20 protein-coding genes are annotated in these 22,266 nt (G+C 59.4%); 10 read left to right on the top strand and 10 right to left on the bottom strand.

Annotated elements, in window-relative coordinates:
- Positions 1–73: 73 nt before the first annotated feature.
- Together I5192_RS02840 and I5192_RS02835 are read left to right on the top strand one after the other, a co-directional pair.
- On the top strand, positions 74–532 hold the full coding sequence (locus tag I5192_RS02840) for an NUDIX hydrolase (protein WP_170404203.1): 459 nt from the start codon (positions 74–76) through the stop codon (positions 530–532).
- An 89-nt stretch (positions 533–621) separates the two neighbouring features.
- A complete protein-coding gene (locus tag I5192_RS02835) occupies positions 622–2,100 on the top strand; it encodes an inorganic phosphate transporter (RefSeq protein ID WP_223117706.1) in 1,479 nt (492 codons plus the stop codon).
- A 61-nt stretch (positions 2,101–2,161) separates the two neighbouring features.
- On the opposite strand, the gene I5192_RS02830 is transcribed toward I5192_RS02835, so the two are convergent.
- On the bottom strand, positions 2,162–3,136 hold the full coding sequence (locus I5192_RS02830) for a 2-dehydropantoate 2-reductase (RefSeq protein ID WP_223117705.1): 975 nt from the start codon (positions 3,134–3,136) through the stop codon (positions 2,162–2,164).
- 65 nt (positions 3,137–3,201) lie between these two features.
- Positions 3,202–4,167: a pirin family protein gene (locus I5192_RS02825; RefSeq protein ID WP_170663849.1), complete on the bottom strand. Its 966-nt coding sequence runs from the start codon at positions 4,165–4,167 to the stop codon at positions 3,202–3,204.
- A 256-nt stretch (positions 4,168–4,423) separates the two neighbouring features.
- On the opposite strand from I5192_RS02825, the gene I5192_RS02820 reads away from it, so the two are divergent.
- Together I5192_RS02820 and I5192_RS02815 are read left to right on the top strand one after the other, a co-directional pair.
- Complete coding sequence (locus I5192_RS02820) at positions 4,424–4,912, top strand: twin-arginine translocation pathway signal (RefSeq protein WP_170397223.1); 489 nt, start codon at positions 4,424–4,426, stop codon at positions 4,910–4,912.
- A gap of 6 nt (positions 4,913–4,918) precedes the next feature.
- Positions 4,919–5,515: a ferric reductase-like transmembrane domain-containing protein gene (locus tag I5192_RS02815; RefSeq protein WP_370644448.1), complete on the top strand. Its 597-nt coding sequence runs from the start codon at positions 4,919–4,921 to the stop codon at positions 5,513–5,515.
- A 27-nt stretch (positions 5,516–5,542) separates the two neighbouring features.
- Here the strand turns inward: I5192_RS02815 and I5192_RS02810 are convergent, their stop codons facing one another.
- Genes I5192_RS02810 through I5192_RS02800 form a run of 3 tightly spaced genes read right to left on the bottom strand, consistent with a single transcriptional unit; the run spans position 5,543 to position 8,085 of the window.
- A complete protein-coding gene (locus I5192_RS02810) occupies positions 5,543–5,887 on the bottom strand; it encodes a 5-carboxymethyl-2-hydroxymuconate Delta-isomerase (RefSeq protein ID WP_170647577.1) in 345 nt (114 codons plus the stop codon).
- A 56-nt stretch (positions 5,888–5,943) separates the two neighbouring features.
- Positions 5,944–6,870 (bottom strand): ornithine carbamoyltransferase, encoded by a 927-nt coding sequence (argF, locus tag I5192_RS02805; protein WP_170404219.1) that lies wholly within the window; start codon positions 6,868–6,870, stop codon positions 5,944–5,946.
- Between the two features lie 27 nt (positions 6,871–6,897).
- Positions 6,898–8,085 carry an aspartate aminotransferase family protein gene (locus I5192_RS02800; protein WP_223117704.1) on the bottom strand — a complete coding sequence of 396 codons (1,188 nt, stop codon included), beginning with the start codon at positions 8,083–8,085 and terminating at the stop codon, positions 6,898–6,900.
- A 294-nt stretch (positions 8,086–8,379) separates the two neighbouring features.
- Here I5192_RS02800 and I5192_RS02795 point away from each other — a divergent pair, with 294 nt between their 5' ends.
- On the top strand, positions 8,380–9,270 hold the full coding sequence (locus I5192_RS02795; protein WP_170397236.1) for a DMT family transporter: 891 nt from the start codon (positions 8,380–8,382) through the stop codon (positions 9,268–9,270).
- On the opposite strand, the gene I5192_RS02790 is transcribed toward I5192_RS02795, so the two are convergent.
- A complete protein-coding gene (locus I5192_RS02790) occupies positions 9,252–10,055 on the bottom strand; it encodes an ABC transporter permease (protein WP_170511463.1) in 804 nt (267 codons plus the stop codon). The two genes, I5192_RS02795 and I5192_RS02790, sit on opposite strands and share 19 nt — an antisense overlap.
- Before the next feature lie 126 nt (positions 10,056–10,181).
- On the opposite strand from I5192_RS02790, the gene I5192_RS02785 reads away from it, so the two are divergent.
- Positions 10,182–10,751, top strand: coding sequence for a GcrA family cell cycle regulator (locus tag I5192_RS02785; protein WP_170564771.1), 570 nt, complete (start codon positions 10,182–10,184; stop codon positions 10,749–10,751).
- Positions 10,752–10,804: 53 nt separating this feature from the next.
- On the opposite strand, the gene I5192_RS02780 is transcribed toward I5192_RS02785, so the two are convergent.
- The 3 genes from I5192_RS02780 to I5192_RS02770 all read right to left on the bottom strand — a co-directional run bounded on the left by I5192_RS02780 (position 10,805) and on the right by I5192_RS02770 (position 15,352).
- Complete coding sequence (locus I5192_RS02780) at positions 10,805–11,896, bottom strand: Hint domain-containing protein (RefSeq protein ID WP_223117703.1); 1,092 nt, start codon at positions 11,894–11,896, stop codon at positions 10,805–10,807.
- 110 nt (positions 11,897–12,006) lie between these two features.
- Positions 12,007–13,083, bottom strand: coding sequence for a DUF2235 domain-containing protein (locus I5192_RS02775; protein WP_170397244.1), 1,077 nt, complete (start codon positions 13,081–13,083; stop codon positions 12,007–12,009).
- Positions 13,061–15,352 carry a xanthine dehydrogenase family protein molybdopterin-binding subunit gene (locus I5192_RS02770; protein WP_223117702.1) on the bottom strand — a complete coding sequence of 764 codons (2,292 nt, stop codon included), beginning with the start codon at positions 15,350–15,352 and terminating at the stop codon, positions 13,061–13,063. The genes I5192_RS02775 and I5192_RS02770 overlap by 23 nt, the downstream gene beginning before the upstream one ends.
- A gap of 177 nt (positions 15,353–15,529) precedes the next feature.
- Here I5192_RS02770 and I5192_RS02765 point away from each other — a divergent pair, with 177 nt between their 5' ends.
- From I5192_RS02765 to I5192_RS02750, 4 genes are all read left to right on the top strand, one after another.
- Positions 15,530–16,429, top strand: coding sequence for a phytanoyl-CoA dioxygenase family protein (locus I5192_RS02765; RefSeq protein ID WP_223117701.1), 900 nt, complete (start codon positions 15,530–15,532; stop codon positions 16,427–16,429).
- Between the two features lie 93 nt (positions 16,430–16,522).
- On the top strand, positions 16,523–19,684 hold the full coding sequence (locus I5192_RS02760; protein WP_223117700.1) for a valine--tRNA ligase: 3,162 nt from the start codon (positions 16,523–16,525) through the stop codon (positions 19,682–19,684).
- Positions 19,685–19,830: 146 nt separating this feature from the next.
- Positions 19,831–20,991 carry a benzoate/H(+) symporter BenE family transporter gene (locus tag I5192_RS02755; RefSeq protein ID WP_223117699.1) on the top strand — a complete coding sequence of 387 codons (1,161 nt, stop codon included), beginning with the start codon at positions 19,831–19,833 and terminating at the stop codon, positions 20,989–20,991.
- A gap of 39 nt (positions 20,992–21,030) precedes the next feature.
- Positions 21,031–21,363 carry a DUF1992 domain-containing protein gene (locus tag I5192_RS02750; RefSeq protein ID WP_170404239.1) on the top strand — a complete coding sequence of 111 codons (333 nt, stop codon included), beginning with the start codon at positions 21,031–21,033 and terminating at the stop codon, positions 21,361–21,363.
- On the opposite strand, the gene I5192_RS02745 is transcribed toward I5192_RS02750, so the two are convergent.
- Positions 21,364–22,146, bottom strand: a complete 783-nt coding sequence (locus I5192_RS02745; RefSeq protein WP_170612155.1) for a crotonase/enoyl-CoA hydratase family protein — start codon at positions 22,144–22,146, stop codon at positions 21,364–21,366.
- Positions 22,147–22,266 lie beyond the last annotated feature (120 nt).

Raw genomic sequence — 22,266 nt, 5'->3', positions numbered from 1 at the left:
ATTGTTAACTCAGCAATACATGATTATGTAACTTCTTCGAATTACAAAAAGAACACGCCCGAGCAGGCCTGGCATGACGACATGGATACGCAACATCTGGGAAGAGGTCGCGCGACCGCTGATCCAGCGCCCAAGCCGGGTGCAGGTTGCTGCGTTGTGTACCCGCAAGGCAGGTCCCGGTGACGACGTTTTGTTAATCACCAGTCGGGGCACCGGACGCTGGATTATCCCCAAAGGCTGGCCCATTGATGGGCTCAACGGGCCGGAAACCGCATTGCGGGAAGCCTGGGAAGAGGCTGGAGTGCGCGCGACTGAGGTGCAGAAAGATCCCGTTGGTCATTACTCTTACGACAAAAGGTTGGATGACGGCACGGCGTTGCCGGTTATCACCAGCGTTTATCGGATCGAGGTGACCGATCTGGCGGATGTATTCCCCGAGTCCGATCAGCGTAAGCGCTGCTGGGTGTCCCCAAAGGTGGCCGCCGAACGCGTGCAAGAGCCGGAACTGCGCGACTTGCTACTGCAATTGTAACAATATTGTAAAAAACTGATGACAAAGGTTGCCGCGCCCATTGGAACCGTTTAGCGGCGGGCATCATTCAAAACAGCCGCTGTGAACCGATGTCAGACCACCCCACCAAAGCCCGTTGGCACGCACTGGACCGCGACCTGCAGCGTATCTCGCGCGTTGAGCACGCCAATGCCCAAGTATCGCGTCCTCTGTTGGCCCCCGGAATTGCACTGGCCTTTATCGCGCTGGCAGGTTTGGCTGCAGCGCTTCTGTTCGGACGGGCCGATGGTGGCGTGATCGTTGTCGCAGCTGCGGCATTCGGCGCTTACATGGCGATCAATATCGGTGCCAACGACGTAGCCAACAATATGGGCCCGGCAGTGGGGGCCAATGCTCTGACCATGGGCGGAGCCATCCTGATTGCCGCCATCGCAGAAAGCGCAGGCGCGTTGCTGGCAGGGGGGGATGTGGTTTCGACCATCTCTAAGGGCATCATCGATCCGATGTCGGTGCAGAACAGCAATGTGTTCATCTGGGCGATGATGGCGGCCCTGATATCGTCGGCACTGTGGGTCAATCTGGCTACCTGGGTCGGGGCACCGGTTTCGACCACGCATTCGGTGGTCGGCGGCGTGATGGGTGCCGGCATTGCTGCGGCGGGCCTAAGTGCGGTGAGTTGGGGCACGATGAGCGCGATTGCCGCCAGTTGGGTGATCTCACCCGTTTTGGGCGGGATGATTGCAGCCGCCTTTCTGGCATTGATCAAACACAAGATCCAGTATCAGGACGACAAGATCGCGGCAGCACGGCGCTGGGTGCCCATTCTGGTTGCCGTGATGGCAGGGGCGTTTGCCACCTACTTGTCGGTCAAAGGCCTGAAGCGGATCGTCAAAATTGATCTTCAATTTGCCCTTTTGATCGGCCTGACCTTTGGCGGCCTGGTCTGGGCTGCGACGGTACCGTGGGTCAAGCGCAAGTCTGAAGGGTTGGAGAACCGGACCCGGTCGTTGAAGACGTTGTTTGGCCTGCCTCTGGTGATTTCGGCCACATTTCTGAGTTTTGCGCATGGGGCCAATGATGTGGCCAATGCGGTGGGTCCACTGGCGGCAATCGTGCATGCGGCCGAGTTCGGAGATTTTGCCACGAAAGTATCGATCCCGACATGGGTCATGGTGATCGGCGCGTTTGGTATCTCGTTCGGCCTATTCCTGTTCGGTCCCAAGCTGATCCGTATGGTCGGCAGCCAGATCACCAAACTGAACCCGATGCGGGCGTTCTGTGTCGCGCTATCGGCGGCGATCACGGTCATCGTCGCCAGTTGGCTGGGTCTGCCGGTCAGTTCGACTCATATCGCGGTTGGGGCCGTCTTTGGTGTTGGCTTCTATCGGGAGTGGCATGCAGAACGGCGGTGGAAATACTCGAACCGCCAGCGGCCGGCGGAGCTGCGACTGGCGCGCGAGGAACGGCGGCGGCGCAAGCTGGTGCGGCGGTCGCATTTCATGACCATCGTGGCGGCCTGGGTGGTCACGGTACCGGCAGCGGCAGTGATGTCGGCGCTAATTTTCTGGGTTTTGACTGCGTTCGCTTGATCGGAATTTGCGAGGCTCTGCCTCGCGCTCCGAGGTATTTTAGGCCAGATGAAGAGACGGATCAGGTTATGATCTGGTCGACTGTGAGCGGCGTGTCCGGTGATTGGTGGATGAGTTGAGAGACTCGGCTATTGATCGGGGTTGGGATCGCGTACTGTTGGCCGAGTTTGATGATTTCGCCCTGTAGACTGTCGATTTCGGTCGGGCGACCCGCCGTCAGATCATAAGCCATCGAGGTGCGCGCATTTGGGTCGATGGTCAGCATTTTTGCCGCAATTCGTGTAAAAATTGGCGTTGGCAGACGTAGAATGTGCGGTGTCATCCATGCGGGTAGTGGCGTTGTGGAGGTGGCCTCGATCTCGGCGACTTTCAAAACACGCTGCGCCTCGGCCATCTGATCAGCCATCAGGCGACGCCAGTTTCGGTCGAGCAGTTGGTTTTGCAAGGTCAGGCCGGACAATGCGTTCAATGCATTGTTGAGGTTGATCACCAGCTTACCCGATTGCACTGCCTCGATCTGGTCGCTTTCGCTGACGGGTAGATCTGGGGCGCTTAGGCGTTCAGCCAGAAACCGGGAGCCATGCTCGATGACGATCTCGCCCGATGTGGCGCGGTGATAGGTTGCCGGGCCCGTCGGCACCACGTTGAACGGCACCATTCCAGCCCGAACGTCGCGTCCGGGAAGAGCGGTGCGCAGGGTGCGGGCGTTCTCGAGCCCATTCTGCCAAGACAGAACCGGGGCCGTTTCCGTGGCGTGTGCGGCGATCAGCGTTGCCATCTCGGCGGTCGCGCCGGTTTTTACCGTGACGATGACCAACTCGGCATCCCCAAGACAGGCAGGGTTTTCGCTGAGCGTGAGTTGTGCGGCGGCGACGTGGCGATGCAGGTTCGAGAAATCTGTCACCGTCAGCCCTTGTCCCCGGATGGCGTTCAGCACCCGCGCGCGGCCCAGCAGCGTCACGCTGTGTCCCGCTGCGGCCAGCAATGCGCCGCAAAAGCAGCCAATGCTGCCTGCACCGGCGATGACAATATTCATGGCTTACCTCCGCTGTGCCTCCAAGGATCGCCGGGATCGTTCAACGGAGCCAGCGTGACGTGAGGTCAGACGCGGGCGCGTCTGGGTCGGGTGCGTTCGAGGTCTTCCGAGATCGGAATGAACTCCTGATCATCACCGGGCGGCAGGTGGAAGGCGCCGTCCGCCCAGTCGGCAGTTTTCCATTCGCGTGTGGCCGTTTCTATCTTCTCCTTCGAAGAGGAGACGAAGTTCCACCAGATGTAACGATCTTCGTTCAAGGTCGCGCCGCCCAGCAGCAACAGCCGCGCACCCAGTGGTCCGGCCTTCACGGACAGGTGATCGCCGGGGCGGAAGACCATCATGCGACCCGCCTCGAAGCTGTCGCCTGCGATCTCGACCGAGCCTGTGGTGACATAGACACCGCGATCCTCGTGATTGTCGGGCAGCGGGAAGGAGGCACCCGGTTCGAGCTGGACGTCGAGATAAAAGGTCTCGGACAGCATGGTGACCGGGCTGGTTTCGCCATAGGCGGAACCAAGGATCAGGCGGGCGCTGACGCCTGCATCCTGAATATGGGGCAACGCGCCCTGTTTGTGGTGTTCGAAATCGGGGGCCATATCTTCGTGAGTTTCGGGCAGGGCGATCCAAGTCTGGATGCCAAACAGGCTGTGTTTCTTGCCGCGTGTTTGGTCACTGGTACGTTCGGAATGGGTCACACCACGCCCAGCGACCATCCAGTTGACCTCGCCGGGATAGATCATCTGATGCGTGCCGAGACTGTCGCGGTGTTCAAACTCGCCCTGATATAAATAGGTCACGGTACCAAGTCCGATATGGGGATGCGGCCGTACGTCAATACCGCCTTCGGTGATGAATTCGGCCGGACCCATTTGGTCGAAGAAGATGAAGGGGCCGACCAGTTGCCGTTTGACCGAGGGTAGCGCGCGGCGCACCTCGAACCCGCCCAGATCACGGGCACGGGGGATGATCAGGCTGTCTAGCGCCGGGTTCTCGGACCGGCAGTCGGGGGTATGGGTCGGATTCCAGCTCATTCTCGCTCTCCCTTAGGTCAGGATCTGGCTTGGGCTTCAATATGTTTGATAATGTGGAATATAGTATGATTTATTATCTGGCATAGCGCATGAGTGCACATATACAGTGCACGATGGGCGGAAACGGCGGCAACGCTCACGTGACGGTGATGAAATGACCCGATCTTCAGACCAGCTTAACTCGGCTTTCGCAACAAACGTGCTAGATTGAGTATCAGGCCAGACAACATGCCCGTTATCGAAAGGAGCCCTCTCGATGTCGCACGTTCTTCTTACCCGCCGCAGCGCGTTGGTTACGGCGGGCTGTTTTGCAGCGCTAGGCACGGCCGGGCTGACCACGCCCGCGCGGGCGCAGGGCGTTGCACCGACCCCGTCCATGCGGGGCGGATCGAACAACTATCGCCCCGGCGCCCCTATTGTGCAGCGCATCGGCGGCGGAGGTTTCTGGATGACCGGCACCGTGCGCCGCGCAGGCGACGGTGCCCCCTTGCCCGGCCAACGTATCCAGATCTGGGCGCATACGACCGAGGGGCACGAGCGCGACCAGCGCAGCCATGGGGCGACGCTGACGGATGCGAACGGTGAATTTCGGCTTGAGATGCCACAAATCGTGCCCGCCTTTGGCCAACCGCACGGGCATCTGGCCTATGACAGCGGCGAATTCGAAACGGTTTTCCTACGCCCGGTGATGTCGAGCGCGAAGGATAAAACGCTTGCCGCGCATTTCGTCTTGCAGCCTGCCTGATACGTGTTGAGGCGCATACTGATCTGGGCAGCGTTGATTGTCGCCCTTCTGGTGCCGGTTATCGCGGCAGCATTCAGCCCTTATCTGGCGTGGCGCGAGCCGATCTACATCCTTGCCGGGTTTGCGGGCATCGTCGGGATGTGCCTTCTGCTGATGCAACCCTTGCTGGCCGGACGCTGGTTGCCTGGGCTTTCACCTGTGCGCAGCCGCTTATGGCACAGGCGGTGCGGTCTGGCCCTTGTCGCAGCGATCGTAATCCATGTGGGCGGTTTGTGGATTACGAGCCCGCCGGATGTCGTGGACGCGCTTCTATTCGTATCAGCCACACCCTTTTCCGTCTGGGGTGTGATCGCGATGTGGACGGGTTTTGCTGCAGCAACGATGGGCGTTCTGCGCCTACGCCTGAACCTGCGATTTCGGCTCTGGCGTCTGGGGCACACAGGACTGGCGCTGGTAACCATTCTGGGCAGTGTCGTACACGCCCTGCTGATTGAGGGCACGATGGAGATCATGACCAAGATCGCATTGTGTGTGCTGGTAGTTCTGGCGTGCGTCGCTACGCTCGCCAGATTACGGGTCTGGGAAGTGTCCCGACGCGTTTAGTCCTCCCATACGCATACCGGGGCCGCGTCAGGCTGACAGGCGTTTGGCATAGGTCGCGCGATCTATTTCAACATCCCGCACGGTGATGCTGCCGACCGTGGGCGCAGACGCAGCCAGAACATTCAGAATGATCGCGTTCAACTCGGCGCGCGTTGCCTCATCTCGGCCTTGCAACAACAAGAGCGTGGCATGAATGAAGGTCTGCGGTTCGGTCCCGATGCGGAAATACGGAAACGAGGTGGCACGGATTTTGAGTGTTGGGGCATCGAATACTTCATGCGCGGCGAGCTCGGAATAGAGCTGCTCACAGATGGCTTGAAAATCATGAGTTTTTTCGAGCCCGGCAGAGAATTCCAGAGTGATGTGTGGCATTGGTTGCTCCGAGATTTAAGAGAGCCATCTATCGCTCTCCCAGATTGCTGTCGGCCTCAGACGCCCAGACACCAGCGCATCACGGCTTTTTGCGCATGCAGGCGGTTTTCGGCCTCGTCAAAGATCACCGAGTTCGGGCCGTCCATGACCTCGGATGTGGCCTCTTCTTCGCGGTGCGCAGGCAGGCAGTGCATGAACAACGCGTCTGGCTTGGCATGCGACATCAGCTCGGCGTTGACCTGATAGGGGCGCAGCATGTTGTGGCGGCGCTCCTTCGCGGATTGAGAATCGTGCATTGAGACCCAAGTATCGGCGACCACGAGGTCGGCCCCTTCAACAGCTTTGTGCGGGTCCCGTTCGATCACGATTTTCGAGCCCTTCTGACGTGCAAGCCCCATGAATTCTTCTTCCGGGTCCAGCTGCGCCGGGCCGGTGAATGTCAGGTCGAAACCGAATTGACCGGCGGCATGCAGAAATGAAGCGCAGACATTGTTGCCGTCGCCGGTCCAAACGACCTTTTTTCCTGCGATGGGGCCGCGATGCTCTTCATAGGTCAGCACATCGGCCATGATCTGGCAGGGATGTGTACGATCGGTCAGACCATTGATGACGGGAACGTCCGAGTATTCGGACATCTCGGTCAGGATGGTTTCATCAAAGGTCCGGATCATGATCATGTCGACATAGCGCGACAGGACCCGGGCGGTGTCGGCGATGGTCTCGCCATGGCCCAGCTGCATGTCCTTGCCGGACAGCACCATGGTCTGCCCGCCCATTTGGCGCACGCCAACATCGAAGGACACGCGGGTCCGCGTTGATGGCTTTTCAAAGATCAGCGCAACCATGCGGCCTGCCAGAGGCTGCTCGTCGTCGGGGGCGGCTTTGGGACGCCCAAGGCGCGCCTGTTTCATCGCGCTGGCCTGATCGATCATGTTCCGCAGATCACCTGCGTCAGTTTTGTGGATATCAAGGAAGTGGTTCATTTTAATTCACTTTTTAATCAGGCGAGTTCAGGCCGAAGCCATTGCGTTTTCGACTTGTGCCGCAGTTTTCTCGAGGCGGATCAGGGCTTGTGCGATGTCATCCTCGGTGAGGGTCAGCGGCGGCAGCAGGCGGATCACGTTATCTGCGGCGGGAACCGTTATGACCTCGTTGTCATAGCCAGCGTTGACCACGTCGATATTGGTGGGCTTGCATTTCAGGCCTAGCATCAGGCCTGAGCCGCGCACCTCCTCGAATACTTCGGGGTGGTCCGCGATCAGGCCTTCGAGCTTCTGACGCAGCAGGCCTGCCTTGCGATTCACACCTTCGAGGAAGGCCGGAGTAGCGACCTGATCAATCACCGCGCAGCCTACAGCGCAGCCCAAGGGGTTGCCGCCATAGGTCGAGCCGTGGGTGCCTGCCGTCATGCCCCTGGCGGCCTCTTCGGTGGCCAGAACCGCACCCAGAGGGAAACCGCCGCCGATGCCTTTGGCGACCATCATGATATCCGGCGTGATGCCGGCCCATTCATGGGCAAAGAGTTTGCCGGTCCGCCCCACGCCGCATTGGACTTCATCGAGGATCAGCAAAAGGCCGTTATCATCGCAAATCTGGCGCAAGGCTTTCAGCTCTGCATCCGGAACGGGGCGGATGCCGCCTTCGCCCTGAACCGGTTCGATCAGGATGGCTGCCGTGGTGTCGGTGATGGCGTTGGTGACACCGTCGAGGTCTCCGAATGTCAGATGCACAAAGCCGGGAAGCAGCGGTCCAAAGCCTTTGGTCATCTTCTCGGACCCGGCGGCGGCGATACCCGCCGATGACCGGCCATGGAATGAGCCGTCGAAGGTGATGATCTCGACCTTCTCGGGCTGACCTTTGTCATAAAAATACTTGCGGGCCATTTTGACGGCCAATTCGCAGGATTCTGTGCCCGAATTGGTGAAGAACACCGTATCGGCAAAGGTGTGTTCCACCAGCTTGTCCGCCAGTGCCTGCTGTTGCGGGATGTTATAGAGGTTTGAAACATGCCACAGCGCATGCGCCTGTTCCGTCAGGGCCGCCACCAGCGCCGGATGCGCATGACCCAGCGCGTTCACCGCTATGCCCGCGCCCAGATCCAGAAAACGTCGGCCATCCGCCTCGGTCAGCCAGGCGCCTTCGCCCTTCACGAATGTCAGGGGCGCGCGGTTATAGGTCGGCAGAACGGACGGGATCATCGGATCATCCTTTTCGAATAGCTTGAGCCCTGTGAGTGATACACTGGGGCCATGGTCGTCAACTGATTTGGTGGGGTTTGCGCGGATTTGGACAGCGCAAATGGATCAAACGGGCCGATTATGCGGTCAGGCGTCGGCGTCGGAGGCGCAGGATATGTGCGGTATTGATCATGTGAGGCCGTATAGCGGGGTGCACCGGGTCTGAAAACCCCGTTTTTGCGATCGGGGCAAAAATCATTCTGAGACTGGGATTTACCGCTTGTCATTTACCCGACGCTGGCGCACGGCTGAACCATGACACCGATACGTCAGAATCCTGCCCTTGCGGCCCTGCTGATCCTTGCGGCCAGCGCCCTTCTCGCAGGGACCACATTGCTGGCGAAAGCACTGGGGACGGATGTGCTTGGCCCCGCCCTGCATCCGATGCAGATCAGCCATGGACGGTTTCTGTTTGCCTTTCTGGTAATCGTGACAGCCGTCGGCATCATGCGCCCCCGCCTGAGCCGCCCGCATTGGGGTCTGCATATCGGACGGACAAGCTTCGGCTGGCTAGGGATCACGCTGATGTTTGCATCCGTTGCTTTCATACCGATTGCGGATGCGACGGCGATCTCGTTCCTGAACCCGGTCTTTGCCATGATGTTGGCGATCCCGCTGCTGAAAGAAGGTGTCGGCCCGTGGCGCTGGTTGGCCGCCATCGTGGCCTTGATCGGTGCCTTGGTTCTGTTGCGTCCAACGCCCGCTAGCTTTCAACCCGCTGCATTACTGGCCCTGACCGCAGCAGTGATAATTGGGATGGAACTGATCTTTATCAAAAAGCTCTCGGGCCGAGAAATACCGATCCAGATTCTGCTGATCAACAATGCGATGGGTCTGACCATTGCGACAGTCGCGGTAAGTTTCGTTTTCCAGATGCCGACGCCTCAGCAATGGGCGGCGCTGGCCTCGATTGGTGTGCTAATGGCCTGTGCGCAGGCTTGTTTCGTCAACGGAATGGCGCGGGCGGATGCCTCTTTTGTGGCTCCGATCAGCTACGCTACGCTGATCTTCGCTGCCTTCTACGATTTCGCGGTATTCAAGGTGATACCGGATGGGATCAGCCTGATCGGCTCGGCCATCATCCTGACCGGAGGTCTGATTCTGGTCTGGCGCGAGGCGATACACCGTCAGGCCTTGAGCCGGTAGCCGGTGCGCAACATCTGCCAGGTCAATCCTCCAACCAACAATGTCGCGCTGGCGCAGATCGCCATGCCCAACCAAGGAGAGCTGTCGGACACGCCGATCATCCCATAGCGCAACCCGTCAATCAGATAGAAGACCGGGTTCGCATGGCTTAGCCGATTGAGCACTGGCGGTAGCGCCTGCACAGAATAGAAAGTGCCGGACAAGAAAGCCAAAGGCGTGACGATGAAATTGGTGATAGCCGCCATCTGGTCGAACTTGTTGGCAAAAATCCCGGCAAAAAGCCCAAGCGCGCCCATGAACGCGCCGCCTAAAACCACGAATATCAGTGCGATCATCGGGTTCTGCGGCACGATGCCCAGAACCAACGCCAGAGCGATTGCGACGACAAGGGCGATCAGGATACCGCGGGCGATGCCTCCGGCCAGATAACCCAACAGGATTTCCAGCGGCGATAGCGGCGGCATCAGCGTATCGACGATATTACCCTGAACCTTGGCGATCACCATCGATGACGATGTATTGGCAAAGGCGTTCTGAATCACGGTCATCATCATGATGCCCGGTGCCAGAAAGGTCAGAAACGGCACCCCCATCACATCCGGTCGGCTGGGGCCAATGGCAATGTTGAAGATCAGCAGGAACAGGCCTGCCGTCACCAGCGGTGCCAGCAGGGTCTGCGTCCACACGGCCAGAAAGCGCAGGGTTTCGCGCTGCGCCAGTGTATAGAGGCCCATCCAATTCACCGCGCCAAAGCGGCGTGCGTCGTGATCCATGAGATTATGCATGCTCTGCCCCATACCTGATTCGAAGACCGCTTGTAACTCGGGCCGCAGTGTTTAGAATAGGGCGCTGAGATGATTTCCCAAGGCGGCCCGAATCCGGGGCCGCTTTCCGCTTTTGAAAGGCAAATGATGTCCTGGACTGACGAGCGTGTAGAGCTGCTGAAAAAGATGTGGGGCGAGGGCCAGTCGGCCAGCCAGATCGCCAAGGAACTGGGCGGCGTGACCCGCAATGCGGTGATCGGCAAGGTTCACCGTCTGGGCCTGTCGAACCGCGCCACCGGTGCAAGCCCGGCAAAGGCCGAGCCTAAGGAAAAACCGGCCCCCGCGCCCAAGGCCGAGGCCAAACCGAAACCGGCACCCAAGACTGAACCGGCCCGCCCGGTGCCAGCCCCCGAGGCCAAACCGGTCACCCCGGCCCGTCGCCAGATCATACCCGCCGGCCAGCCGCTGCCTCCGCAACCGTCGGCCAATGAGATCAGCCCCGAGGCTTTGGCCAAGGTCAACGAGATTGAAAAGAAGGCCAAGAAGCTGTCTTTGATGGAGCTGACCGAAAAGACCTGCAAATGGCCTGTCGGCGACCCCGCGACCGAGGATTTCTGGTTCTGCGGCCTGCCCGTCGAGGCAGGCAAACCCTATTGCGAAGCGCATGTGGGCGTGGCGTTCCAGCCGATGAGTTCGCGCAGAGATCGGCGGCGGTAATTCTTAGACATGACAGCGGGGGTTGGCCTTGATTGGCCAGCGCCCGATCGACATTAGTCTGCGGAACGGGTGCTTTCCGTATAGTCGGATAGCAATGATCGGGCGTGTTGAGCGTGGCGCGACACCAGCTGTTTCTGACGCGCGTTGTCCGGCACCAGATAACTGGTATCCGAGAGGCCCCCGGTCGAAATGCCCGAAAACAATACAGTAAGTTCCTCGACCATTGCAGGAGGGAGTGAATTCAACGCTTCCTGTCCTATCAGCAAGCTTTCGGTCGGGGCACCCTCGGCGATAATCACTTCGTGCGTCGCCAGGACCAGATGGAAATACGTGACGCTGTCTACGGTTTCATCGACATAAATCCCCGGCAGATCGGTCAGCCTTATCGCGGCGACCAGAACCTCAGAACGACCGAACATGCGTTTCACAATCGCCGAGGACACCAGCATGCGATGCTGACGCGAGACAAGCAGATCACGTCGGGGCAGGCCTTGTCCAAGTGCGCCCGCGCAAATTCGCACTGGATAAAGTTTCGGATTGCGGCGCAACTCGCGCGCAGTGAGTGAACGGCGCAAGATCTGCAGCAAAGGCTGGTTGCCACCCCGCGCCAGCAAAAGCAGCTGGCCAGGCTTCAGATCTTCTACCGGCACCGGACCCAAATCAGTGGATACGAGTGTTCCCGCAGTCAGACAGGGGATGCTGCCCGGGGTCGGATCGGTATTGACTGTATATGTGCCGCCATTGTCGGTCGAGACCAGCGAATCGCCAGCGCCGGCCTGCCCGATGACTGTCGATTGCATACCGTTGGCCGGGCCAGTGTTCGCAGTGATCGGGCCGGGACTTGGAGGATCGCTGAAAGAATTAAACTGATAAACCGTTGTCCCTTCGGAGAGCGAGATACCATTGGTTTTACCCAATCCGTTAAATGTCCCGGAACTTGTCGTGTCGATAACATAGATATCGCGACCGGCAACCGTTGTCGGCGTGATACCGGCCAGAGTATTGGTGGTTCGGATCGAGCCATTGCTCAAATAGATCGTCACGACCAACCCCGAGACATCCGTACCAGCGTCAACCGCGACCTCAATAAAATCCAGGGTCGGGCCACCTAAGTATTTGAGCTCAGAAAAGTATGGATCCGGCATAAATCACATGTCTTTCGATGATGCTAAGACGTCCACCCGGCACTGACGGGACAGAAATGCTGTGGCTGCTGTTGATACAACTTTCATAGGAAGGCAAGCTGTTGCTTCTGTTACTGCGCCGGATGCGAAGGCAGATTTGGCATCGGCACCCATCGGGGTAGTTCCTCAGGCGAAACCGAGACATGCAGTTTCTCTGACCGGTCACGCCCTACTTTGCGATGCTTGCGCAGCAGGAAAATCTTACCCCAGCCACGCCAGGTGCCCACGGATTGCGCATGCGGATCGGTAGGGAAACGGTCGCGCCAACCTTCGGGCAGGGGCAGGCCGTGCAGCTCGGCCTTGTCGAGCATCCAGATCAGGGAGATGTTGCTGAGGGGGCGGGCCTCTTCGAACCCGTTCAGCTGGCCGCCAACATCGCCGTGGGTGCCGCGGAACCAAACCTGCTCGATATGGCCTTTGAAGTCAGGCGTGCATTTCCACAGCACCGGCTCGAACACCTCGCGGGTCTCGTCCAGCGCCATGGCGTGATAGCCGTGGCGGGTGGCAGGGCCAAGCTGGTGGTTGTGGAAGGCATGGCGTTCCTCGGCCCAGCGCCAGAGCAGCGGAAGGCGCAGGCCCAGCGCCTTGACCGTGTCCCAGACGCCGACCATCTCGATGGCGACATCCTCGTGACAGAACTCCCGACGAAAGACCGCCGCCGCTTCGCCATTGGCGTTACATTCATAGTGTCGATAGGCCTGTTTGATATTGCGGACAGTGGCGTGTTCGGCCTTGAGCAACCCGATAGCATCGATCACGCCCGCAAGGCTGCGGACCCCGTATGCGCCGCGTGAATAGCCGATGAAAAAGATCTTATCACCGGGTTTGTAACGCGAAGCCAAATAACCATAGGCCCGACGAATCTGACGGTTGATACCCCGCCCCATCATCACGTCCATAGTCGACTTCCAGCTTTCCCACTGCACGCCGGATTCGTAGAAAACCGAAACCTGGCTGCCCATCTCGCAGCACAGGCGCAGAGTCTGGCCCGCGTGGGTTTCCCGCCCTGCTTCCAGCGTCGACATGGTACCGTCAAGAATGATGACATGGCTGACAGGTTCGCGGTGGCGCGTTTCGGCCGAGTGCTCGGACCGCAGAGGCCGTCCGAGCCATCCCAGTACCTTTCTACTCAGCCGCGACAGAACCATGCGTCAACAATTCCCAAACTTTGTGAGGTGTGAAAGGCATATCCGCCTGCCGCACCCCGTGATCCCAGAGCGCATCCTGTACCGCGTTCGCCACTGCGGCCAGTGCGCCCACGGTGCCTGCCTCGCCACAGCCTTTCATCCCCATCGGGTTGGCGGTTGACGGAACCGGCGCCGAGGTAAACTCTATCATGGGTATCTCAGCAGCGCGGGGCAAGGCGTAGTCCATGAACGAAGCCGTGAGCAGTTGCCCCTCGGCATCATGAACAACATGCTCGGTCAGTGCTTGGCCGATACCCTGCACTACGCCGCCATGCACCTGCCCCTCGGCCAGCATCGGGTTGATAAGATTGCCGAAATCATCCACCACCGTGTAGCGGTCGACCCATGTTTCACCAGTGAAAGAATCGATAACGACTTCGGCAACATGTGCACCATTGGGATAGCTGCGTGCATCTAGCGTGGCGCGGGCTTCGTGATGCAACAGATCCGTGCGTCCGTCCGCGCGCGCCATCTCGGCCGCCTCGGTCAGCGTGGGGGTCAGGTTGGACCCCGGCGCGCGGAAGGTTTCATGGTCGAAGGTCACATCGCTTTCCTCGACCCCCATCTTATCCGCAAGATAGGGCGTGAATGCGGCGATCATCGTATCAACTGTGACCAGTGTCGCGTTGCTTTGGGTCGTGACCGAGCGTGAACCGCCAGTCCCGCCGCCCTGCGCCAGCCTGTCCGTGTCGCCTTGCACAACATTGATCAGGTGCGAAGGAATCCCTGTCTGGTCCGAAAGGAACTGGGCATAGACGGTCTCGTGCCCTTGCCCATTGGACTGAGTGCCGACATAGAGGTTCACCGTTCCGTCCTCGCAAAACTCGATCTTCGCGCCTTCGGAAGGGTCTCCCAAAATACTTTCGATATAGTAACAAAGCCCCTGCCCCCGGATCAGACCGTTTTCGGCATCCGCCGCCTTGCGGGCCTCAAAGCCCGTAGTCTGTTCGGCGGCGCGGCTGAGGACCATGTCGAACTCACCCACATCATAGGTTTCGCCGGTTGCGGTCTTATAGGGGAAAGCTTCGGGTCGGATGAAATTCTTGCGCCGTAACTCCCACGGATCAATCCCCAACTCACGCGCAGCACGGTCCATGACGCGTTCCAGCACATAGATCGCCTCGGGTCGCCCGGCACCGCGATAGGCGTCGACCTGCGTGGTGTTGGTGAAGAATCCTTCGACCCGCAAGTAGGTGGTCTGAACATCGTAGACACCCATCAAAACCTTACTGAACAGGCTGGTCTGGATCGCCTGCGCGAAATGGCTGTTATAAGCGCCAAGGTTGATCTTGCTGTGGACCCGGTAAGCAGTGATCTTGTGATCGGCATCAAAGGCGAGCTCCGCCAGTGAGGTCAGGTCGCGGCCGTGGTGATCGGACAACATCGCTTCGGACCGGTCCGACATCCAGTGCACCGGCTGGCCCAGTTTCATGGCAGCAACAGCAACGGTGAAATATTCGGGATAAGGCATCGCCTTCATACCAAATCCGCCGCCGACATCTGGCGTAGTGACGCGGATCGCCTCGGGGTCCAGTTTCAGCTTTTGTGCCAGTTGCGCTTTCATCCCCCAGACACCCTGCCCGCCATATGAGAAATGCATACGGCCATCCGACCAATCGGCCTGACAGCCACGCGGTTCGATCGAGCTCACGATGACCCGGTTGTCATGCACGTTCAGCGCGACGGTGCGCGCCGCTGCATGAAAGGCGGCATTGGTCGCCTTCTCATCACCCAAGCCCCAGTTAAAGGCGCGGTTGTTGGGGGCTTGTGGATGCAAAGGTTCCCCACCCGCAGCGACATCCGTCTTGACCGGCAGGTCCTCGGTTTCCATCCAGATCAATTCGGCTGCATCGCGGGCCTGTAACAACGAGTCGGCAATGACGACCGCAACGGGTTCTCCGACGAAACGCACGCGGTCCTTGGCCAGCATGTTCCGCTCGGACGCAGCGCCTTGACTGCCGTCGCGGTTGGCGACTGTAGTCGCGTTCATCACCGTATCGATCCCGGCAGCAGTCAGATCTTCCAGCGTCATGACCAAGCGCACCCCATCCGCTGTACGTGCATCTTCAAGGTCCAGCGACGTGATCGTGGCATGCGCCACCGGGCTGCGAAAGAATGCTGCGAACAGCGCATTCTCGGGCACAGAATCGTCCATGTATTGCCCCTGCCCGGTCAGAAACCGCTGGTCCTCGGTCCGTTTGATGGGCTGGCTTTTGCCGAATTTTTCCATGGGATGATCCTCTGGCTGCCTGAATGCGCGACCCTAGCGTGAAGCAGGACCTTGTCCAGTGGCTGAGAAAATTAACTCCGCACGGTCTGAAAGCGACATTCATGTCTAGAAACAGCGTTGCGCGCCGATCTGGGCCGCGCCTAGGCTGAACCTAAACTCAGTCGAGTGGAGGTTTCCATGCCCAAAGAAATCAAGCTGACGAATGGCCGATTGGACAGCCAAAGTGCCGAGGCCTATTGGGATGATGGGTTTATATTTCCGATCCCCGTGTTCTCTGCCGCAGAAGCCGCCGGGTACCGTGCCGAGTTGGAAGATGTCGAGGCCAGCTGGCGCGAGGCTGACCTGCCGCTACCCTTGAACATGTACAAACGCATCAACGCGCATGTGGTGATGCCATTTGCCACTCGCATCGCGTTGGATCCGCGCGTTTTGGACGTTGTCGAAGGTGTTTTGGGCCCAGACCTGCTGCTGTGGTCAGCTGAGCTGTTCATCAAGGAACCGCGCACGACGCAAGTGGTGGGCATGCATCAGGACCTGACATATTGGGGTATGGGTGAAACCTCGGACCAGTTGACCGCCTGGATCGCCCTGTCCCCTGCGACGGTTGAAAGTGGCTGCATGGATTTCGTGAAGGCCAGCCACAAGAACCCGATCCTGCCGCATAATGATACGTTTTCCGACAACAACCTGCTGTCGCGTGGGCAAGAGGTGGCGGTCGATGTCACAGAGGAAGACAAAACCCATATCGAGCTGCAGCCCGGCCAGATGTCGCTGCATCACGGTCTGACCATTCACGGGTCAGGGCCGAACGTGTCGGATGATCGTCGAATTGGCCTCGCCATCCGCTATCTCAACCCCAATGCGCAGCAGAAAGTGGCGGATCGCGACTATGCCATTCTGGCGCGGGGCGAGGATCGGGTGGGAAATTTCATCCATATCCCTGAGCCAACCGAGCTGTTTGCGCCCGAGGCGCTGGACCTGCACGCACAAATCCGCAGCGATCAGGCCAAGGCGATGGGACAAGGTGCCAGCGAAAAGCTGGATCTTTACGCGCCCGCTCCGTCAAATCCCGGCTGATCAGCGCAGGACCGCCGCGCAAGGCCTTCCCCTTCCTGCGTCCATTCGCTATTGCAGGCGCTGACCCAAGATAGACGACGCAGGACGCATCCCATGGCGATGGAAAAGACATTCAACGCGGCCGAGGCCGAGGCCCGCATCTACGAGGCCTGGGAACAGGCCGGAGCCTTCAAGGCAGGCGCGAACAAATCGCGCGACGAGAGTTTTACCATCATGATCCCGCCACCGAACGTGACGGGTGCGCTGCATGTGGGCCACGCGTTCAACAACACACTGCAGGATATTCTGACCCGCTGGCACCGGATGCGCGGGTTCGACACGCTATGGCAGCCCGGTCAGGACCACGCTGGTATCGCTACGCAGATGCAGGTGGAAAAGATGTTGGCCAACACCCAGCAGCCGGGACGTCGTGAGCTGGGACGTGAGGCGTTTCTGGACAAGGTCTGGGAATGGAAGGGAGAATACGGCGGCACGATCATCGAGCAGCTCAAGCGTTTGGGCTCCAGCTGCGACTGGTCGCGTAATGCCTTCACCATGGCAGGTGCGCCGCGCGACCCGCGTACAGGTCATGAGAACTCGCCGAACTTCCACGACGCGGTCATCAAGGTCTTCGTCGACATGTACGAAAAGGGCCTGATCTATCGCGGCAAGCGGCTGGTCAATTGGGACCCGCATTTCGAGACCGCAATTTCGGACCTTGAGGTCGAGAATATCGAAGTTGCGGGCCATATGTGGCACTTTAAGTACCCGCTGGCGGGCGGTGAGACCTATACCTACGTCGAGAAAGATGAGGACGGGAATATCGTGCTGGAGGAAGAGCGCGACTATATCTCGATCGCCACGACTCGCCCCGAAACCATGCTCGGCGACGGCGCAGTTGCGGTTCACCCATCGGATGAGCGCTATGCGCCCATCGTCGGAAAACTTTGCGAAATCCCGGTTGGCCCGAAAGAGCATCGCCGTCAGATCCCGATCATCACCGATGATTACCCTGATCCAGATTTCGGCTCGGGCGCGGTGAAAATCACCGGTGCACATGACTTCAACGACAATATGGTCGCCAAGCGCGGCGGCATTCCAATGTATCGCCTGATGGACACCAAAGGCGCAATGCGCGCCGATGGTGCGCCTTATGCCGAAGAGGCGGACAAGGCGCAGGAATACGCGCGCGGGCGTGAGTTCACCGAGAACGAGATCGACGCGATCAACCTGATCCCTGATCATCTGCGCGGCCTCGACCGGTTCGAGGCACGTGCGAAGGTCGTCGAGGAGATCACTGCAGACGGTCTGGCTGTCATGACTCGCGCCGATGATCCACGTCTGGGTTCGACCGCTTTAAAGCCGGAACACGAAGGCGCGGACAAGCTGGTGCCGCTGGTCGAAAGCAAACCGATCATGCAGCCCTTCGGCGACCGCTCGAAAGTCGTCATCGAGCCGATGTTCACCGACCAATGGTTCGTCGACGCCGCCAAGGTCGTCGGCCCTGCGCTGGACGCGGTCAAGGACGGCACGGTCAAGATCATCCCTGAATCGGGCGAGAAGACCTATTACCACTGGCTGGAAAACATCGAGCCCTGGTGCATCTCGCGCCAGCTGTGGTGGGGGCATCAGATACCGGTTTGGTATGGCCTCGATCTCTCGGCTGAGAATTTCAAGGACGACGAAAACGACGGCGACCTTGATTTGGTCGAATTGGGTCGTTTGCTGAACGAAGGCGGCATGCTGCATCGTGGCAATGTCATGGAATGCGCGGCAAGCCTTGAGGCAGTTACAGAGAAATTCCTCGACGACAATGCCAACATACCCAGCCCGCTGAGCCACGCGACGGTCATCGAAGTTGCCGATAAGCAGGAAGCGATCCATCAGTTCGCCGAAAGCCTTGCCCTATACGCAGTCGAACAAGACCCGACCAAGCTGGTCTACCCGGTCTGGCGCGACCCCGACGTGCTCGACACATGGTTCTCTTCCGGCCTCTGGCCTATCGGCACGCTGGGCTGGCCCGAAAAGACCGAAGAGTTAGAGCGCTATTTCCCAACCGATGTGTTGATCACCGGCTTTGACATCCTGTTCTTCTGGGTCGCGCGGATGATGATGATGCAACTGGCCGTAGTGAACGAGATCCCGTTCCACACCGTCTATCTGCACCAGCTCGTCCGCGACGAGAAGGGCAAGAAGATGTCCAAAACCACCGGCAACGTGATCGACCCGTTGGAGATCGTGGACGAATTCGGTGCTGACGCGCTGCGCTTTACCAATGCCTCGATGGCGGCTATTGGCGGGGTACTGAAACTGTCGCGCGAGCGCATCACAGGTTACCGTAACTTCGGCACCAAACTGTGGAACGCCGTCCGCTTTGCCGAGATGAATGAGGTCTTCACCGACGCTGTCCCGCAACTGGACGTGGCTGACCTGAAACCCAAAGCCGCCGTGAACCGCTGGATCATCGGTGAAACCGCCCGTGTGCGGGAAGAGGTCGACGCGGCGCTGGAAAGCTATCGTTTCAACGACGCGGCCAACGGGCTCTACGCCTTTGTCTGGGGCAAGGTCTGCGACTGGTACGTGGAACTCTCTAAACCCTTGCTGCAAGGCGATGACGCCGAGGCACAGGCCGAGACCCGCGCCACCATGCGCTGGGTTCTGGACCAGTGCATGGTCATGCTGCACCCGATCATGCCTTTCATCACCGAAGAGCTGTGGGGCCTGACCGGTAAGCGTGCCAAAATGGTCGTACACGCAGATTGGCCAACCTATACGGCGGCTAACCTGATCGACGCGGATGCGGATCGCGAGATGAACTGGGTGATCTCGGTGATCGAAAACACCCGCTCGGCCCGCGCGCAGATGCGAGTTCCTGCTGGCCTATACGTGCCGATGCTGGTGACTGAGATTGACGCGCACGGCCAAGCTGCATGGGACCGCAACGAAGCGCTGATCAAACGTCTGGCGCGGATCGACAGCCTGACCAAGGAGGATGAACTGCCAAAGGGCACGATCTCGATTGCCGCCCCCGGTGCCTCCTTTGGCCTGCCACTGGCGGACATCATCGACATTGGTGCGGAAAAGGAACGGCTGGAAAAAGCCAAAGGCAAGTTGGCCAAGGAACTCGGCGGTCTGCGCGGGCGCCTGAACAACCCGAAATTCGTGGCATCGGCCCCGGAAGAGGTTGTTGCGGAAGCCAAAGCTAACCTTGCCGCCCGCGAAGAAGAAGAAGCCAAGCTAAACGAAGCTCTCGCCCGTTTGGCTGAAATTGCCTGATCTTTTTCCTGCTGCTGATATATTGAAATCGAACCTCACCACCCAACCGGCGGTGAGGTTTTTCTTTACCCTCAGAGCTTTCCCCTTGTTCACGCCACGCCCCGCTTGTTAGCACTTCGGCGACACAACCTGGCGAGGCACTGACGATGCGATCTTTCCCTCCGATGCAGACCGTCTCAACCGGGTTGGTTGTGGCCATTGTCGGGTTCTTCAGCTCGTTTCCCATCGTATTGCAAGGGTTGGGCGCAATGGGAGCTTCATCGCAGGAAGCCGCCTCGGGTCTGATGAGTGCGGCGATTGCCATGGGGCTTGCAGCCATCGTCCTCAGCCTGCGGTACAAAATGCCGATCAGCGTTGCGTGGTCGACCCCGGGGGCCGCTCTGTTAGCCGTCTCGGCCACCCCGGTCGAGGGATTTTCAGGCGCGATTGGTGCGTTCCTGTGCGCCGGAGCATTAACGGTTCTGGCAGGGCTGTGGAAGCCGCTGGGACGGTTGGCAGCAGCAATTCCCACAACACTGGCGCAAGCAATGCTGGCAGGCGTGCTCTTGCCACTATGCCTTGTGCCCTTCCAGGCGGCGGTCGAGATTCCATGGCAGGCGTTGCCGGTGATCCTGACGTGGTTTGTCGCGGGCCGTTTCAATCGGTTGATCGCGGTTCCGGCAGCTGTGGTCGCGGCGGCTATCATTGTGTCGCTGAACGCAGGAGATGCCCAATTGATGCCGGATCGTTTGATCGCGGCTCCGATCTGGACCATGCCATCATTCTCGGTCGCGTCGGCCATCGGGATCGGCGTACCGCTGTTTATCGTCACGATGCCGACACAGAATATCCCCGGCGTCGCGGTGATGCGCAGCTTTGGCTTTGATCCTGTTCCCGGCCGGTTGTTTTCATCCGTCGGTGGCGCAAGCATGCTTTCGGCCCCTTTCGGGGCGCCTGCAACCTGCCTGGCCGCAATCACCGCAGCGATGTGTTCCAACGAGGAAAGCCACCCCGATCCGGCGCAGCGTAATTGGTCGGCAATCATGGGGGGCGTGTTCTACTGCCTCTTCGGTATCTTTGCCGTGGCGATCACCAGTTTTGCCGCCTATGCCGACCCGCTGCTTATGGGCACTCTGGCAGGTGTGGCCCTGATCGGGGTCCTGGCCAATGCCATGCATGCCGCACTGGACGTCCCTGTCGAGCGCGAAGCGGCTATTTTGACACTGGCCATCACAGCCTCTGGAATAACGGTTTTTGGGTTGGGCGCGGCAGTCTGGGGGCTGTTGGCTGGGGGTATCGCATATCTGGCAACAAACCGAGTGCGCTGAGCCCTTTCATCAGAACCCCTCAGGCGGTAAAATAAGTGCATGTTCGGATCGCTTGGAAAACTGATTGAACGCCAGATCAAAAAGGCGCAGGCCGAAGGCCAACTGCAGGGTCTTGAAGGCGAAGGTGCCCCGTTACCCGACCGCTCGGGCGAGGCACAAGGCGATCCCGTCATTGCTGCGGGTCATCGGATAATGGCGCAGGCCGGAGTTCTGCCCGAGGAGTTCGACATCAAGAAACAGCTCGACGCCGCCCGCAAGGAGTTTGCAGCGCTGACTGACAATCAGGACCGCAGGGCAGCAATGAAAAAGATTGCTGATCTTGAGATGCGATACAACATGGCCCGCGATGCACGGCGCGCATTCATGCGGTGATCATTTGAACTCGGGCTTTCGGCCCTGCATCTGTGCCATGACAACTTCCATTTGATCCGACTTACCGATCAGGTCGACCTGTTCGGTAGATTCGGCCAACAGAACATCAGCACGGTCACGGGTTTCTGCCACATCAATCAACCGTTTGGCGGCGCGGATGGCGGACGGGCTTTTACCCGCGATGTCCTCGGCCAGCGCCAGCGCTTCGGTCAGGGGATCATCCGACAGTTTGGTAACAAGCCCCCAATCTGCCGCCTGTGGCGCACCGATAGGGCGGGCGGTATAGGTCAGCAGGCGCAGCACGTCCGAGCGCACGAGCTCTGGCAGCAGAACCATGCCGCCCATGTCGGGGATAATGCCCCATTTCATCTCCATCACTGCCAGCTTGGCTTCGGGATGCGCGATGCGGATGTCGGCACCCAGCGCGATCTGTAGCCCACCGCCATAGGCGACGCCTTGAATAGCGCAGATCACCGGCACCGGGACGCGCCGCCAGATCAAGGCAAGTTCCTGCATTTCGTTGGCATCTTCGTGGCTGCGGGTCATCAGCCATTCGGTTGGGTCTGTGTGCGCCATGCTGGCAAAGCTGGCCATATCGAGCCCAGCGCAAAAGCTTTTGCCTTCCCCCGATAGCACCACGGCGCGGATGTCGGCTGCGGCGACCTCTTGACCGGCCGAAAGGATCGCCTTGATCATCGCATCGTCCAGCGCGTTCATCTTGTCGCCACGGGTCAGCGTGACACGTGCGATGTGGTCTTTGTATTCGATGGATACGCGGGACATGGGACCTCCGGGGCGTGATTTGCTGTATAAACATGCCAGCAAGACGCCAGCAGCACCACAGCGACGTCAGGGCAAACCGCGCATCCGAAGCCTCCTTTGAACTTCTGGCAAGGCTTGCCC

The sequence above is a fragment of the Ruegeria sp. SCSIO 43209 genome (genome assembly GCF_019904295.1).
GTDB lineage: Bacteria > Pseudomonadota > Alphaproteobacteria > Rhodobacterales > Rhodobacteraceae > Ruegeria.
This window is presented reverse-complemented; position numbering and strand designations above follow the sequence as displayed.